The following is a 15,380-nucleotide window of genomic DNA, read 5'->3' on the forward strand; positions in this document are numbered from 1 at the left end:
ACACCTACCTCCAGTGGCGATCGGTGTAACACAAGACACATCGGACAGATGAGGAACCTCGGGGGTCCATTCGGCGGCGAAGTACGCATGGAGGCTCACCGATGGTTCAACGTCCTCGGCGCTTGGCGCTGTTCGCGGTCCTGACACTGGTTCTACCACTGGCTGTGACCGGACAGGCACTCGCTGATCCCACCAACAACTCCCCTGCGAAGCTCACCCAGGCCGTCACGCTGAACGGCGTCCTGAGACATCTCGACGCGTTCCAGTCCATCGCGGACACCCACGGCGACCGCGCGGCCGGACGTCCTGGATACCAGGCGTCGGTGAACTACGTGGTCTCGCGGCTGACCTCGGCCGGCTACCTGCCCGACGTGCAGGAGTTCGACTTCCCGTACGTGGAGGACGGCTCGCGGCTCGACCGCGTCGCGCCGGTTCCGCGGATCTTCCAGCGCGACACCGACTTCACCCGCAACGGGTTCACGCCGACGTTCGAGGGGGACGTCACCGGCGTCATCCAGCCCGTCGACGTGATCGTCCCGCCCGCGCCCGTGCCGAACACGAGCAGCAGCGGGTGCGAGGCGGGCGACTTCGCCGGGTTCGTCCCCGGCCGCGTCGCCGTGCTGCAACGCGGCACGTGCGGGTTCAACGTCAAGGCGCTGAACGCGCAGGCCGCGGGCGCGTCCGCGGTCATCCTGTTCAACGAGGGCCAGCCCGGCCGCACCGGCCTGACCACACCGATCGGCGACACCCCCGGACTGGCGGTTCCCGTGGTGTTCGCGACCTACGCCGCCGCCGCGGAGCTCATCACGCTCACACCGGGCGCCACCGTGCGGGTGAAGGTCGACTTCACCGCGGAGACGCGCAAGTCGTGGAACGTGTTCGCCGAGTCCTCCGACGGCGACGCGAACAACGTCGTCATGGCCGGCGCGCACCTCGACAGCGTGCAGGACGGGCCCGGCATCAACGACAACGGCAGCGGCTCGGCCGCGTTGCTGGAGACCGCGATCCACCTGCAGAAGGTCAAGACCAACGCGAAGGTCCGCTTCGCGTGGTGGGGTGCCGAGGAGGAGGGCCTGCTCGGGTCCGAGCACTACGTCGCCACGCTCCCGCAGGCCGAGCAGGACAGGATCGCGCTGTACCTGAACTTCGACATGGTCGGCTCGCCGAACCACTTCTTCGGCGTCTACGACGGGGACGACTCGAGCGGCACCGCGCCCGTGCCGATCCCGCCGGGTTCGGCGCAGATCGAGGACGTGTTCGAGAAGTTCTACGCCGACCGGGGCCTGCCGTCGGAGGACACGGACTTCTCCGGACGCTCGGACTACGGGCCGTTCATCGCGGTGAACATCCCGGCGGGCGGGCTGTTCACCGGGGCCGAGGACGTGAAGTCGGCCGAGCAGGCCGCGCGGTACGGCGGCACGGCGGGCATCGCGTTCGACCCGTGCTACCACCAGCCGTGCGACACCAGGTCGAACCTGAACCTGACCGCCCTGGACGTCAACGCCGACGCCATCGCCACCGCGGTGATCACGTTCGCGTTCGACACCTCGACGGTGAACGGCGTGCGCGCGCCCGGCAGGTCGCACGGACGCGCGCCGACGGGTTCCGCTAGCTAGCCCAGAGGTCACACCGGTGATCGGCCGGTGCGACCTGCTCGGTCGCGAGGAGCCGGACGTCCTGGCGTGCCCAGCCGGGACGTCCGGTCCGCGCGAACCGGCTCCACACCTCGGCCATCTCGTCCGACAGCCGCTGCTGCGCCGGGGTGAGCCGCACGTCGCCGTAGCGGAACAGGAACGGCAGCTCCGAGCCGTGGTAGGCGCCGTACGGGAACTCCGGCATGCCCGGGAAGATCATCGGCGGCTCCGGTTCGGCGAACTCGTAGCCGAACGCCCCGGCCTGCCCGCGCAGTTCCCCGGTCGGGCAGAACGACGTCATGTCCGAGAGCGCCGCGGAGAGCGCCACCCGTTCGTCGCCCCCGCGCGGCGGGTAGGCGGCCAGGATCCGCCGCGCCTTCGCCGCGCCGAAGCCCTCGGTCAGCGCCTGCTCGTACCCGGCGGCATCGAGCGGCGGGTAGTACATCGCGGCGAACACCGAGAACTCGTCGCGCGCGGTGCCCGCGAGAACGGGGACTTCGTGGAAGCGGCCCCCGCGCAGCGCCGTGATCGGGTTCTCCGGCAACGCTTCCGTGCCGTACGCGGGCGAGGAGAACTGCGGTGTCAGCGCCTTGACCTGCTCGGTCGTGAGCCTGCGCAGGCACGCGACGTCCGCGCAGCCCGACGCCTGGGCACCGGCTCGTTCGACGTCTTCGCGGTGGACCCAGGTGTGCTGGACGGTGTTCTCGCCCGCCGGGACGCCGAACCCGCACGGTCCACTCTGGATGATCGCCTTGTGGAACAGCCCGCGCGTGCGCGGCGAGGTCAGCTGGGCGCACGTCGACAGGCCGCCCGCCGACGCCCCGAAGAGCGTGACGTTGTGCGGGTCGCCGCCGAACCACCGGATGTTGCGCTGGACCCAGCCGAGCGCGGCCTGCTGGTCGCGCAGCCCGAACGCGCCGGAGCCGGCGAGTCCCGGGAAGCCGAAGTACCCGAAGGCACCGAGCCGGTAGTTGATCGTGACGACGACAGAACCGTTGCGCGCCAGATGGTCCGCGCCGTAGTCGGCCCCGGCGCCGGTGGTGAAGCCGCCTCCGTGGATCCAGACGAGGACCGGGCGGTTCGCGGCTTTCGCCGGTGTGGTGACGTTGAGGTACAGGCAGTCCTCGGCTTCTTCACAACGAGGACTTGGCTTGTCCGCCTGGAGAACGCCCTGCCAGGGCTTCGCGGGCTGCGGATCGCGCCAGCGGTTCTCCCCGGTGGGCGGGGCGGCGAACGGGATGCCCTGGAACGAGCGCAGGGCACCGGTGGAGGTTCCCGACACGAATCCGGTGTCGGTGCGGACGATTCCCGCGGCGTGGGCGGGAACAGCGGTTGCGGCGACGAGCACGGCCGCCAGCAAAAGGGTTGTGGTTGAACGCATGTCACGATCAACCTAGCCCGTGCCGCAACCTCTTTAGACCACGGCTTTGTTCCGGGACAGCAAGCGCGCCGCCACCGCCGCCGGCAGGTACATCAGCACGCCGTACACCGCGGGTGGGATCGCCATCGTCTCGTCGTTCAGCACCGTCAGCGCCAGCGTGATCGCGATCGTGGCGTTGTGGATGCCGATCTCCATCGCGCTGGCGATCGCCTGCTTGCGCTCCACTTTGAACGCCTTGGGCACGTAGTAGCCGATCAGCAGGCTGAAGACGCTCAGCAGCAGCGCCACCGGGCCGAGCGTCGCGATGTTGTCGATCAGCTGCTGGTAGGCCTGCGCGATCGCGGCGATGATGACGAGCACCAGCACCACGACGGACGCGATGCGCACCGGGTCGTTCATGCGCAGCGCCCAGGCCTCGAACCTGCGGCGCACCAGCATGCCGATCGCCACCGGCACGAGCACGATCGCGAACACCTGCACGAACTTCGCCGGCTGCAGCCCGACCTCGGCGTTGTCCGCCATGAAGTGCGCCATGCTCAGGCCGACCACCAGCGGCAGCGTGAACACCGCCAGCACCGAGTTGATCGCGGTGAGCGTGATGTTGAGCGCCACGTCCCCGCCCGCGAGGTGGCTGAACAGGTTCGCCGACGTGCCGCCGGGCGAGGCGACGAGCAGCATCATGCCGACGGCGAGCACGCCCTTGAGGCCGAACGCGAGCACCAGCCCGAGGCAGATCGCGGGCAGGACGACCACCTGGCAGACGAGGGCGATCACCGCGGCCTTCGGGTACTTCGCGACCCTGGCGAAGTCCTCGGTGGTGAGCGTGAGGCCGAGGCCGAACATCACCAGGGCGAGCGCCAGCGGCAGGAAGATCTGTACGACTAGCACGGTGGCCTCCGCGGATGTCCAGCTTGTCCAGTGTGATCTGTCCGGAAGATCCTGGCGTTACGCCCGGCCCGGTGGAATCGGCCGGGTGGCGGCACCGTCTCACGGATCCCGCCGGGAAGCGACACACTGGGCGGGTGCAGATCGGCGTGTTCACCGCGGGCGACCTCCCGCCGTCGGAGATCGTCGCGCTGGCGATCGCGGCCGACGAGGCGGGCCTCGACGTCTTCGCGGTCGGCGAGCACCACAACCCGCCCTACACCTCGTCCTGCCCCGCCACGCTCCTGGCGCACATCGCGGCGAGAACGGCACTGCGGCTGTCCACCGCCACCACGCTGATCACCACGAACGACCCGGTCAGGCTCGCCGCCGAGTACGCCACGCTCGCCCTGCTCGCCCCCGGCCGGACCGACCTGGTGCTCGGGCGGGGCAACACCGCGAAGGTGTTCGGCTGGTTCGGCAAGGAGATCGAGTACAGCCTGCCGTTGACGGTCGAGCACTACGCGATGGTCAGATCCACGTGGCCGGACCTGCCCTACGTCTGGCACGCCTGCGCGCGCTCGCCCGAGATCGCGGACCTGGCGGCGGAGCACGACGACGGGTTGTTCGTGTTCGCCGGCCGGACCGAGCACGTGAGCCGGTACCGCGACCAGGCCGCGCATCCGAGGATCGGTGTGCTGGCCGACGACCTCGACGAGGGCCTGGCCTGCGCACCCGACCGCCTGCTGGTGAAAGCCGGCAGCCCAGCGGATGTGGAAAAGCTAGGGTCGGCGGTGTGTTCAGCCTTGCCACACCGCCGCTCTTCGCCCGGCTCCGCCCAGCGCGGAACGTCCTGATCGCCGGCGCGGGCGGTGGCTTCGACGTGTTCGCGGGCATCCCGCTCGGCGTCGCGCTGCGCGAACAGGGCAAGCGGGTGCACTACGCCAGCCTGAGCTTCAGCGACCTGGAACGCCTCGACCTCGACGCGTGGCTGGAGCCCGGACTCGCCGTCGTCGCACCGGAGACCTCCGGCGAGGACGCGTACTTCCCGGAACGCGAGCTCGCGCGGTTCCTCGGCGACACCGTCTACGCGTTCCCGCGCACGGGTGTGCGGCCGCTGCGCGACGCGTACCGCACCATCATCGAGAAGCACTCCATCGACGCGGTCGTGCTCGTCGACGGCGGCACGGACATCCTGCTGCGCGGCGACGAACAGCACCTCGGCACGCCGACCGAGGACATGACGAGTCTCGCCGCCGCCGCGGGCCTCGACGGCGTGGTGAAGATCGTGACCAGCCTCGGCTTCGGCGTCGACGCGCACCACGGCGTGTGCCACGCGCACGTGCTGGAGAACCTGGCGGCGCTGGACAAGCAGGGCGCCTACCTCGGCGCGCTGTCGATCCCGTCGGACAGCTTCGAGGCCCGCGCCTACACAACCGCCGTCGCGCAGGCGCAGGACGCGACGCCGCTGTCGCCGAGCATCGTGAACGGCCAGATCGCGGCCTCGCTCCAGGGCGAGTTCGGGAACGTGCAGTTCACCAGGCGCACCGAGGGCAGCGAGCTGTTCGTGAACCCCTTGATGGGCGTGTACTTCAGCGTCGACCTCGACGCCCTCGCCCGCGGCGTGCACTACCTCCCCTCCTTGGAGAACACGCGGACGGCGTTCGACGTGGCGCTCGCGATCGAGGAATACCGCGAGAGCAACGACGAGCGCCGCCCGAGGCGCGCGCTCCCCCACTGAAACCGCCTCATCGGCGCCGGACCACGAACGCCACCACCAGGACCAGCACGCCGATGGCGAAGGCCGAGCCCAGCACCCACAGCCCGTAGACCGCGAACGCCACGAACTCCGAGCCGATCGCGGCCACGGACGTCACCGTGGCACGGGCGTCGGAGGTGATCCGGTGCTGGAGTTCGGTTTCCACGTGCACGAGCACGAACCGGTAGAGGCCGTAGAACAGTCCCAGGAGGACGATCGCGAGCGGCACGGCCAGCAGTGCCGCCGCGACCAGCAACGCGCCCGAGGCGAACAGCACCCAGCCGCGGAACGGCAACCGCCCGGCGAGCGAGGCACCGGCGGCTCCCATCAGCGGCACGCCGATCGTCGCCATCGGCACCCACACCGTCGGCACGTGCCAGTCCTGCGCCAGCAGCGTGAAGTACTCCTCGAACGCGTCGATCGCGTACACCAGGGCCACCGCGAGCACGGCACGTTTGATCGGCACGGACGCGCGCAGTCCGGTCTTCAGCGTCGCGAGGTACCCGAGTTCGTCGTCGTCCTCGTCGTCGCGTTCCGGTTCGGGGAAACGGGCCGCGATCACCGACGACGCGAGGCACATCGCGACCGACGCCCAGCCGGCCAGCTCGTACCCGCCGAACGAGAACAGCGCGGTGGCGACGACCGCGACCGGGACCTGCGCGATCAGCTCGATGGTGTCGACGCGGGCGTTGAGCGGTCCGTACCGGTCCTCGTCGCCGTTGGCCGCCAGCCCGTCGTAGAGCAGCGCCTCGAAGGCACCGGACTGCAGCGTGCCGCCCAGGCCCCACAGCACGAACCCGGCCGCGAACCCCCAGAACGACGGGAACAGCACCCAGGCCGCGTAACCGCAGGCCTGCAGCACACCGGAGGCGATCAGACAGCCCCGCCGCGAGAAGCGGTCCGCGAGCGCGCCCGACGGCACCTCGAACACGACCGAGGTCAGCGACCAGATCGCGAGCAGCACCGAGATGGAGGCGTCCGACAGCCCGCTGTCGGCGAAGAGCAACGCGTACAGCGCGTAGATCGGGACGAGGTGCGAGCACCACGCCCACGCCGTCGCGGTTCGGGAAAGATCAGTTGAAGATCAATGTCGTCGTCGCATGGGTCAAGACTAGGCCGCCAGCGCCACCGATTAAATGGCGCTGACGGCCGGTAGTCACCTAGAAACCCGCGGTGATCTTCGTGAACTCCAGCTCGGACTGCGGGATGCCGGAGCAGCTCGCGGACACCTGGCCGTCGCAGCCGCCGCGGTCGCGGTTGACCGACCAGAAGGCCAGCCGCCCGAGGCCGTTGGCCTTCGACCAGTCGCGGATCGCGGTCCAGTCGTCGACCGTGGTCAGCTCGCGCTGGTCCGACAGGCCGTTCATGCCCGAGATGCCGACGTGCCTGAACGCCTCGGCGTCGCTCCAGCCGAAGGTCGACTTGAGCTTGTTCTTCAGCCCCGTGGCCGCGTTGATGGTGTCGGTGCGGATGTTGGAGCTGCCGAAGTCGAACGGCATGATCGTGAACACGTCGATGTTCGCGTTCAGCGCCTTGGCCTGGTCGATCAGCCGGGCGCCGTAGAAGTTCGGGCCGGTGGTCGAGGTGCCGAAGGTGATGATCGTCTGGATGCCCGGGTTGTTCTGCTTGACGATCCGCAGGGCGTTGACGATCCGGTCGGCCACGACGGTGTTCTCGAACTCGTCGGTGTTCTCGATGTCGATGTCGATGGCCTTGAGCCCGTAGGCGTTGATGACCTGCTGGTACGCGCCGGCCAGCGCCTCGGGGGTCGAGCAGTTCGGGCCCAGCTTGTTGCCGCTCCAGCCGCCGAACGACGGCACGACGTCACCACCGGCCGCGCGGATGGCGTTGATCGCCTGCTGGTCGGCGCCGCCGGTCAGCGGACGCTGGCCGTCCCACGACGGGGTGCACCCGCCGCTGGACAGGACGAACGCGAGGGTGAACCACTTGACGCCGGTCTTGCTCATGACCTCCGTCGCGCTCTGCGGGTTGCCCCAGCCCAGGTACAGGTAGGGCGCGCCGCGGCCGGTGCCGGGCACCGGCGGGTTCGACGTCGTCGTGGTGGTCGTCGTGGTCGTGGTCGGCGGGTTGCCGGTGCCGTCGCAGGAGCCGCCGTTGACCTTGCAGCCGGACGGGGTCCCGCCGGACCCCTTCACGGTGAAACCGAAGCTCACCGAGCCGCCCACGGGAACACTGCCGTTCCAGGTGTTGCGGACGGTGATGTTCTGGCCGTTGGCTCCGTAGCTGCCGTCCCACAGCGACGCGATCGACTGCCCGCTCGGCAGCGTGAACTCGACGGTCCACGACGAGAGCGCGGACCCGCCGCTGTTGGAGATCGTGTACTTGGCCTCGTAGCCGGTGCCCCAGTCCGACGTCTTGGTGAACGCCGCCGTCACACCCGACGCGCCGCTCGCGGGGGCGGCGGCGACGCCTCCGACCACTGTGGCCAGCGCCAGACCCAGGGTCAGGATCTGCCAGCGAAACTTCTTCATGGTGCTCCGTTCACGTGCAGGGGGAACGTGATGCGGGCACGTTAACTGGTCTAAACCACCTGTTCAAGAGGATGAACCGGACATCGTCCGCGCTTGTCAGAGCCAGCCGTCACAGGACGCTGGTGCGCTCGGCCCGTTCGCGGTCGCGCTCCTCGAGCAGTTGCAGCAGGGCGTAGGTGGTCTGCCGCTGCTCCTCCACGAGCTTCGTGAGCCACGATCCGAAGTAGAGGAACCCGCCGACGCCGATCAGCCCGACGCCAAGGATGCCGCCCGACACGACGTACGGGATCTGCTCGAACGTGTAGCCGGTGTGCGCGACACCCCACCAGGCGAAGAGGATCGCCGCGATCCCCGCCGTCATCAGCATCGTGCCCGCGAGCCCGAGCCCGCTTCGCATCCGTGCGCGGCGCCGGTCCTGGATCGTCATCGCTCACCCGTTGCGGAGGTCGGGGACACCGGTCGGGTGCCCGGAGGGACAGGGACCGCCGCCCAGCAGGAAGGTGCCGAACGACTTCATGCCGAACGCTCCCGCCGCGGCGACCCCGAGACCGGTGAGCACCAGCAGCGCCGGTACGCCGGGGAAGTCGAGCAGCGAACGGGGCTTGGTGCGCGCGGACGCGACCGGTGTGACCGTCTTGGGCGGAGTCACACCCGCGACCGGAGGCGCGCCCAGCGCCGGTGGTGGTGCGGTGTCCGCGGCGGGCGGCACCACGGGCACGATCGGGGCCGGTGCGTCCGGTGGTGCCGGAGATGTCGAGGCGGAAGCGTTTGCGACGGCCTCGGTGTCGCCCACGACCACCACCATCTTGCGCAGCGGGTTGAGCAGCGGCACGAGTTCCTTGGGCAGCAACGGGGCCAGGAGGCCGTCCAGGATTCCGCCGAGGCCGAGCCTGGTGCGCAACGCCAGCACGTCGACGGTGAGGGTGAGGCCTCGGCTGGAGGACGTCGCCGCAGTGCCTTCCAGCTTGGTCGCGGCGGTGGGCCAGGTGAGGGTGATTCCCAGTGGCTCCAACGCCTTCAGCAGTCCGTCCGGCGGCGCGTCCGGGGCCTTGACCGGGAACTTCTGGCCCAGCACGGTGAACTCGGCGATGGAGAACGTGCTCGTGCCGCTCCCCTTGCTGCCGTCGCTCACGGCGACGGACTCGAACTTCACGCCCGACAGCACGACCAGGCCGGCCAGCAGCGAGATCGTCTGCGCGGACGTGACGGCGGCCGAGCGGGCCTCGGACGCGCCCGCCGAGCTGACGCTGCTCGACGACAGGCCGTCGGCGGTCAGCAGGAACGGCACCTCCTGCTTCGCCCCCGCGTAGGACTCCGCCTTCGCGGCTCCCGCGGTCGCCTTCATGCCCGGCTGGGACTGGTCCGCCGGACCGCCGGGATGGGCGGCGTTGGCCTGCACCGGGTAGGCGAAGCCGAGCAGCTGCGGCAGGCCGGTGCCGACGGCCGCGCCCGGCCACAGCGAGCTGGCGACCGACCGGCCGATCGGGCCGGAGCCCAGTTCCGTCTGCGTGTAGGAGAGGTGCGCCTCGCCCTGCGGTTCGGCTGGCACCGGGATCAGGTCGGTGTGCAGCAGCACGGACACCGGCGCGGCGCGGGCGGTCAGCGTGAACCCGCCGATGTCCGCCTTCGCGGGTGCCGGGGACAGCAGGAGGAGCAGCAGGACGAGCGCGTACCTCATGACGTCCCTCCGAAGTAGACGGTGGCCAGGTCGCCGTCGGCGGAGATCTCTCCGTGCGTCATCACGACGACCTGGTCGGCGACTGCCGAGGCGGTCTCGGCGAACTGCTCGACTATCAGCATCGTGACGCCGGACCGCGCCAGCTCCCCCACGACCTCGTACAGCTCGGCGACGATCACCGGCGCGAGGCCCATCGAGAGTTCGTCGATCACGAGCACGGCCGGGTCGGTGACCAGTGCGCGGGAGAACGCGAGCATCTGCTGCTCGCCGCCGGACATCGAGCCCGCGAGCTGCCCGCGGCGCGCCTTGAGCTTCGGGAACCGCTGGTAGACCAGCTCGGCGTCCCCGCGCATCAGCCTCAGGTTCTCCGCCACCGTCAGGTTCGGGAAGATCGCGCGGCCCTCCGGGATCGTGCACAGGCCGGCGCGGGCGAGCTCGTCCGGCGCGGCGTCGTTGACGTGCACCCCGCCCAGGTGGACGTGACCGGAGGTGGCCCTGATCTGTCCACTGAGGACCTTGACCAGCGTGGACTTGCCGGCGCCGTTCGGACCGAGCAACGCGGTGACGGTGCCGCGCGGCACCGTCAGCGAGACCCCGCGCAGCACCTCGATCCGGCCGTAACCGGCGTGGACGTTCGTCAGGTCGATCATCCGAGGTACGCCTCCCGGACACCCTCGTGCGCACGGACGGCGTCGGGCGTGCCGGAGACCAGCAGCCGTCCCAGGTTCAGCACGTGCACGTGGTCGCAGTAGCCCATCACGAGGTCCATGTCGTGCTCGACCAGCACGACCGAACGGCCCTCGGCGCTCAGTTGCCGCAGCAGCTCACCGAACGCGTCGGTCTCCGCGCGGTCGAGGCCGGACGACGGTTCGTCCAGCAGCAGCAGGCGTGGATCGGTGGCGAGCGCGCGAGCCAGTTCCAGCAGGCGCGCGGCGCCGGTCGGGACGGTGTCGGCCTGGTTGCCCGCGAACTCCGCGATCCCGACCCGCGCCAGCAGCTCCTGGGCCAGCTTCGCGGGCCTGCGGCGGCTTTCGAGCGCCACCACCACGTTCTCCCACACAGTCAGCGACCCGAAGACCTCGAGCCGCTGGAACGTGCGCGCGACGCCCAGCCTCGACCGCTGGTGCGGTCCCCTGCCGGTGATGTCCTCGTCGTCGAGCAGCACCCGCCCGGCCGTCGGCCTGCGCAGCCCGCTGATCACGTCGAACAACGTCGTCTTGCCGGCGCCGTTGGGCCCGATCAGGCCGGTGACGCCGGGTTCGACGATCAGCGACACGTCGTCGACCGCGGTCACCTCGCCGAAGCGGACCGTCACGCCCTCCACCCGCAACGTGCTCATGCGCGCCGCCAGGACCAGACCCGGAAACCCCAGCTGACCAGCCCGTTGGGATCACGCGCGAGCCCGGCGGCCGCCACCCCGAGCAGCACGACCGCCACTCCCGCGAACGCCGGGAAACCGCTCTGCAGCACGGGGAGCAGCATCAGCAGCACCCCGCCGAGCAACGCGCCCGACACCGACGTCACGCCCGCGATCACCGCGAACAGCAGCAGCGGCAGGTTGTTGAACAGCTGGAAGTCGCTCGCCGCGACGGTCTCCCGCAGCTGCGCGAACAACCCGCCCGCGAGCCCCGCGATCGCCGCCGACAGGGAGAACACCCACACCCGGATCCAGCGCACGTTCAGCCCGAGCGTCGCGCACGCCGCCGGACTGTCCTTGACCGCGATCATCCGCCGCCCGAGCCGGCCGCGCCGCACGGCCAGCACACCGACGCCGACCACGACGAAGACGGCCGCGGCCAGCAGCAGCTGAGCGGTCGCCGACTCGACCAGCCTCGGCACCTGCAGGCTGCCCCGCACACCGAACGCGACCGGCGACTGGAGCACGAGCTTGTCCATGAGCTGCGCGAACCCCAGCGTCGCCAGCGCCAGGTACAGCCCGCTGACCCGCAGCGCCGTCAACGCGATCAGCGCCCCGACCGCCGCCGCGACCCCGGCGCCGATCAGCAGCGTCACGGGCGACGGACCGCCGAGCCGCGCCACCGTCACCGCGCCCACGCCGACGAACGTGAACTGCCCCAGCGACACCACACCGCCGTAGCCGGTGAGCAGGACCATCGACAGCAGCACGATCCCGAACACCAGCGCCAGCGCGAGCTGCCCGGCCACCACCGGGTCCACCAGCAACGCCAGCACGACGACCACACCCGCGAAGAGCCCGGCGCTCACGCCGGTCGTGAGCGCGGTCGGCACGGCCACGCCACGCGATCCCCGGACGCCACCTATCCGCAGCGGTGACTGCGGCATCGCGAGCAGCACCACGAACAGCAGCAGGGCCGGAATCGCGGCCCGGAAGGAGATCCAGAACGGCGACGACGGCAGGTACGCCACCGCGTAGGACTGCACCAGCCCAAGCCCGAGCGCGCCGGCGAACGTCCACGGCAGACTCCGCAACCGGCCCACCAGCGCGGCCGTGTACGCGGTGATCACGAGCAACGTCATCGTCACGTAGTCGAGCTGCACGACCGGTGTGAGCAGGATGCCGCCGAGTGCCGCGAGCGCCGACCCGATCGCCCAGCTCAGCGCCGACAGCCTGGTCGGCCGGGTCCCGTAGAGCGCGGCCAGTTCCGGCGCGTCGACGCAGGCCCGCATCGCGAGCCCGGTCCGCGTCCGGTTCAGCAGCACGTACAGCCCGCCCGCGACGAGCACCGCGCACGCCAGCGTCACCAGGTCGTGCCCGCTGACGAACGACTGCCCGACGTGGACGCCGAGCTGGTCGAGGAACGGCCGCACCGGACGCGCCTGCGGCGGCCACACGACCTGCGCCACCCCGATCAGCCCGACCAGCAGCCCGACCCCGGCCACCAGCGTGATCCCGACCGGCGCGCCCGCGAGCCGGCGCATGACGAACCGCTCGACCACCAGCCCGAACAGCGGCGCGCACACGCCGGCCACGAGCAGCAGCGCGAGCCACTGGGGCAGGCCGCGGTTCTCGGCGAGCTCCCAGTAGAGGAACGCCATGACCATGCCGATGGCGCCGTGGCCGACGTTGAAGACCTTGGAGGTGCTGTAGGTCAGCACCAGGCCGCCGGCGACGACGGCGTACGCGCCGCCGGTGACGAGGCCGAAGATGGTGTAGGCGAGGAGAGCGGTCATCCGCCCACCCCCGTGTCGATCAACGTCCCGCACGAGTACCCCGAGGCGGGCGCCAACCGGCTCCACGTCCCGCCCTTCAGGCGCACCAGCGTCATGCACGCCGAAGTCCGCTTACCGCCGACGTCCTGCGGCGCGACCATGCCCTCGGCGGTGAAGTCGTGCACCCCGCGCACCGCCTCGACCATCGCCTTGCGGGTCAGCTGCGGACCGACCTTCGCCGCCGTGGTCACGAACAACCGGGCAGCCGCCCAGGCGAACATCCCGAAGTACGAGGGCGCGGCGCCGGGCGCCACCCGTCCCAGCCACTGCTTGTACAGCGCCACCTGGCCGTTCGACTCCTCGAACAGCGCGCCGTTCGTGTAGACGACGGTCCCGTCGACCGCCGCGCCTCCCTGCTTGACGTACTGCGGGTCGTACGCGGACGGGTCGGTGATGAACGCCTCCGGCGTGTACCCCTGCTGCCGCATGGCCTGCTGCAACCGCACCGCGTACTGCGCCGAGCCGATCCAGTACACGATCTTGGTGCCGGTCTCCTTCAGCTTCGCCACGTACGGCGCGTAGTTGACGTCGGTGATGTCGATGGCCTGCGAGTAGACGAACTTGATCCCGCGCGCCTCGGCCGCCTTCTGCATGCTGCGGGCGTTCTGCGCGCTCGCGTCGGCGTTGAGGTAGAGGTAGGCCGCGGCGCCGACGCCGCCGGGGAAGCTCGACTTGACCAGGTCCGGACCGGCCGAGGACACGAGGTTCACGACGTTCGACGCCACGCCGAAGCTCACGGGCGTGCGCTGGCGTTGCGCGGTGACGGTCGAGGCCCGCAGGTCGGGTATCCCGCAGCCGGCGGCGGCGGGCCCGCCGCCCTGGTCGAACGCGGACATCGAGCCCACCAGCGCGAAGGCCTGTTCGCAGGCCTGGGAGGTGGCCTGCTGGTCGCCACCGCTGTCGGTGCGGGAGTCGAACGAGACGAGCTTGAGCTTGCGCCCGCACACCGAGCCCTGGGTGGTGTTGAAGTACTCGACGAACGCCTTGGTGGCCTGCTGGGCCGACTGGAAGATGCCGGGCACCGGGCCGCTGATGTCGGAGATGTTGGCGATCGTGATCTCGCCGGCCGTGACGCCCTTGTCCGTGGCGCCGCCGGTGCCCTGGCAGCCGCCCGCGATGCTGCCGGGCGGATTGGGCTTCTTGTCGGGCTGCTGCGGGTTCGCGGCGCCCGGCTGCTCCGCGGTGCCTTCGGAGACCGCACCGTCCTCGCCGGTCACCGCACCGTCCTGGGTGCCGGCCGACCCTCCCTGCGGCACGACGAGCGCTGCGCGTTGCTCGTCGGTGAGCCTGCTCCCGCATCCGGCGATCAACGCGCAGATCGTCAGTGCGATCAGTGCGGTCCTGCGACGCATGCGCACTGACGCTAGAGATCTGCATCCATCCAGATCTATGCAGCTTCTAGAACGCGTTCTACATGCAAACAATCGCAAGGAAATCCGTCACCAAAGCGCGGTCGCCTCGTTATGAGCGACCGCGCCAAGTAACACGTTCTACCTACGAGGGCGGCAGCAGTTCCGGACGGCGCGGCCGGATCACGTCTCCGGACGACTCGCCGCGCACCCGCCGCATCACCCACGGCACGACGTGCTCGCGCGCCCACTTCCAGTCCTCCGCGCGCCGGACGCGGCGGTCGACCAGCGGGGCCATGCCCAGCACCGTGCGCTCCAGCGAGTGCGGGACGCCGAGAGCGTCCAGGACGGTGATCGCGACCTCCGCGTGCCCGGCCGAGTTGAGGTGCAGCCGGTCCGGCGACCACATGCGGCGGTCGCGCAGCTGACGCATGTTCCACATGTCGCCCAGCACGCACGCGTGCTCGGCCGCGATCGCGCGCACGTGCTCGTTGTAGATGGCCACGCGACCGCGCATCTTGCGGAACACCGGGTCGTCACCACCGTCGACGCCGGTGAAGAGGATCACGCGCGCGCCCGCGTTGGTCAGGCGCGCGACGGCAGCGCGGTAGCGGCGCATCAACGCGTCGATGTCCACTTTGGGCCGCATGAGGTCGTTGCCGCCCGCGTAGAGCGAGACCAGGTCCGGCTTCATCGCCAGCGCCCGTTCGAGCTGCTCGCCGAGCACCTGCGGCAGCAACCGGCCGCGTACGGCCAGGTTGGCGTAGGTGAACTCGGGGTCCGCCGCACCCATCACGTCGGCGACGCGGTCCGCCCAGCCCCGGACACCGTTGGGACGACCAGCGTCTTCGTCGCCCACACCTTCGGTGAACGAGTCTCCCAACGCCACAAAACGCTTGCTCATGCTCACGACCCTATGACCGGGCATTCGGACCAGATGCGGCGGGGGTTGCGGCCGCTTCGATAACGTTTCGGTAACGGCGACGTCTCGAACTGAGGCGGGTTCCCATTCCTGGCCGTATTCCCGTTCG

At 70.3% G+C, this 15,380-nt stretch carries 14 protein-coding genes; 3 read left to right on the forward strand and 11 right to left on the reverse strand.

Annotated elements, in window-relative coordinates; translation table 11 throughout:
• The first annotated feature begins 164 nt into the window (after positions 1-164).
• Positions 165-1,616: a M28 family peptidase gene (locus tag ORI60_RS13335; RefSeq protein ID WP_266037512.1), complete on the forward strand. Its 1,452-nt coding sequence runs from the start codon at positions 165-167 to the stop codon at positions 1,614-1,616.
• Here the strand turns inward: ORI60_RS13335 and ORI60_RS13340 are convergent.
• Both ORI60_RS13340 and ORI60_RS13345 read right to left on the reverse strand, forming a co-directional pair.
• Positions 1,609-3,015: a carboxylesterase/lipase family protein gene (locus ORI60_RS13340; RefSeq protein ID WP_266037513.1), complete on the reverse strand. Its 1,407-nt coding sequence runs from the start codon at positions 3,013-3,015 to the stop codon at positions 1,609-1,611. The two genes, ORI60_RS13335 and ORI60_RS13340, sit on opposite strands and share 8 nt — an antisense overlap.
• 33 nt (positions 3,016-3,048) lie before the next feature.
• Complete coding sequence (locus ORI60_RS13345; protein WP_266037514.1) at positions 3,049-3,903, reverse strand: bile acid:sodium symporter family protein; 855 nt, start codon at positions 3,901-3,903, stop codon at positions 3,049-3,051.
• 134 nt (positions 3,904-4,037) lie between these two features.
• Between ORI60_RS13345 and ORI60_RS13350 the strand changes: the two genes are divergently transcribed.
• Both ORI60_RS13350 and ORI60_RS13355 read left to right on the forward strand, forming a co-directional pair.
• Positions 4,038-4,736, forward strand: coding sequence for an LLM class flavin-dependent oxidoreductase (locus tag ORI60_RS13350; protein ID WP_266037516.1), 699 nt, complete (start codon positions 4,038-4,040; stop codon positions 4,734-4,736).
• Positions 4,676-5,620, forward strand: coding sequence for a DUF1152 domain-containing protein (locus ORI60_RS13355; RefSeq protein ID WP_266037518.1), 945 nt, complete (start codon positions 4,676-4,678; stop codon positions 5,618-5,620). Before ORI60_RS13350 ends, ORI60_RS13355 begins: the two co-directional genes overlap by 61 nt.
• A 7-nt stretch (positions 5,621-5,627) precedes the next feature.
• Here the strand turns inward: ORI60_RS13355 and ORI60_RS13360 are convergent, their stop codons facing one another.
• The 9 genes from ORI60_RS13360 to ORI60_RS13400 form a co-directional block, all read right to left on the reverse strand.
• Positions 5,628-6,644 carry an MFS transporter gene (locus ORI60_RS13360; protein ID WP_266037519.1) on the reverse strand — a complete coding sequence of 339 codons (1,017 nt, stop codon included), beginning with the start codon at positions 6,642-6,644 and terminating at the stop codon, positions 5,628-5,630.
• 154 nt (positions 6,645-6,798) lie between these two features.
• Positions 6,799-8,130: a cellulose binding domain-containing protein gene (locus ORI60_RS13365; protein ID WP_266037520.1), complete on the reverse strand. Its 1,332-nt coding sequence runs from the start codon at positions 8,128-8,130 to the stop codon at positions 6,799-6,801.
• Between the two features lie 109 nt (positions 8,131-8,239).
• A complete protein-coding gene (locus ORI60_RS13370; protein WP_266037521.1) occupies positions 8,240-8,557 on the reverse strand; it encodes a hypothetical protein in 318 nt (105 codons plus the stop codon).
• A gap of 3 nt (positions 8,558-8,560) precedes the next feature.
• The gene (locus ORI60_RS13375; protein ID WP_266037523.1) at positions 8,561-9,808 is read right to left on the reverse strand and encodes a choice-of-anchor P family protein; all 1,248 of its coding nucleotides are present in this window, start codon (positions 9,806-9,808) and stop codon (positions 8,561-8,563) included.
• On the reverse strand, positions 9,805-10,458 hold the full coding sequence (locus ORI60_RS13380; protein ID WP_266037525.1) for an ABC transporter ATP-binding protein: 654 nt from the start codon (positions 10,456-10,458) through the stop codon (positions 9,805-9,807). Before ORI60_RS13380 ends, ORI60_RS13375 begins: the two co-directional genes overlap by 4 nt.
• A complete protein-coding gene (locus ORI60_RS13385) occupies positions 10,455-11,147 on the reverse strand; it encodes an ABC transporter ATP-binding protein (protein WP_266037526.1) in 693 nt (230 codons plus the stop codon). The genes ORI60_RS13380 and ORI60_RS13385 overlap by 4 nt, the downstream gene beginning before the upstream one ends.
• The gene (locus ORI60_RS13390) at positions 11,144-12,961 is read right to left on the reverse strand and encodes an ABC transporter permease (RefSeq protein WP_266037527.1); all 1,818 of its coding nucleotides are present in this window, start codon (positions 12,959-12,961) and stop codon (positions 11,144-11,146) included. The genes ORI60_RS13385 and ORI60_RS13390 overlap by 4 nt, the downstream gene beginning before the upstream one ends.
• Entirely contained in the window at positions 12,958-14,352 is a 1,395-nt protein-coding gene (locus ORI60_RS13395; protein ID WP_266037528.1) for an ABC transporter substrate-binding protein, read from the reverse strand. Before ORI60_RS13395 ends, ORI60_RS13390 begins: the two co-directional genes overlap by 4 nt.
• A 142-nt stretch (positions 14,353-14,494) precedes the next feature.
• Positions 14,495-15,253: an SGNH/GDSL hydrolase family protein gene (locus tag ORI60_RS13400; RefSeq protein WP_266037529.1), complete on the reverse strand. Its 759-nt coding sequence runs from the start codon at positions 15,251-15,253 to the stop codon at positions 14,495-14,497.
• Positions 15,254-15,380 lie beyond the last annotated feature (127 nt).

Origin of the sequence: Lentzea sp. NEAU-D7 (genome assembly GCF_026242055.1) — a bacterium.
Taxonomy (GTDB): Bacteria; Actinomycetota; Actinomycetes; order Mycobacteriales; family Pseudonocardiaceae; genus Lentzea.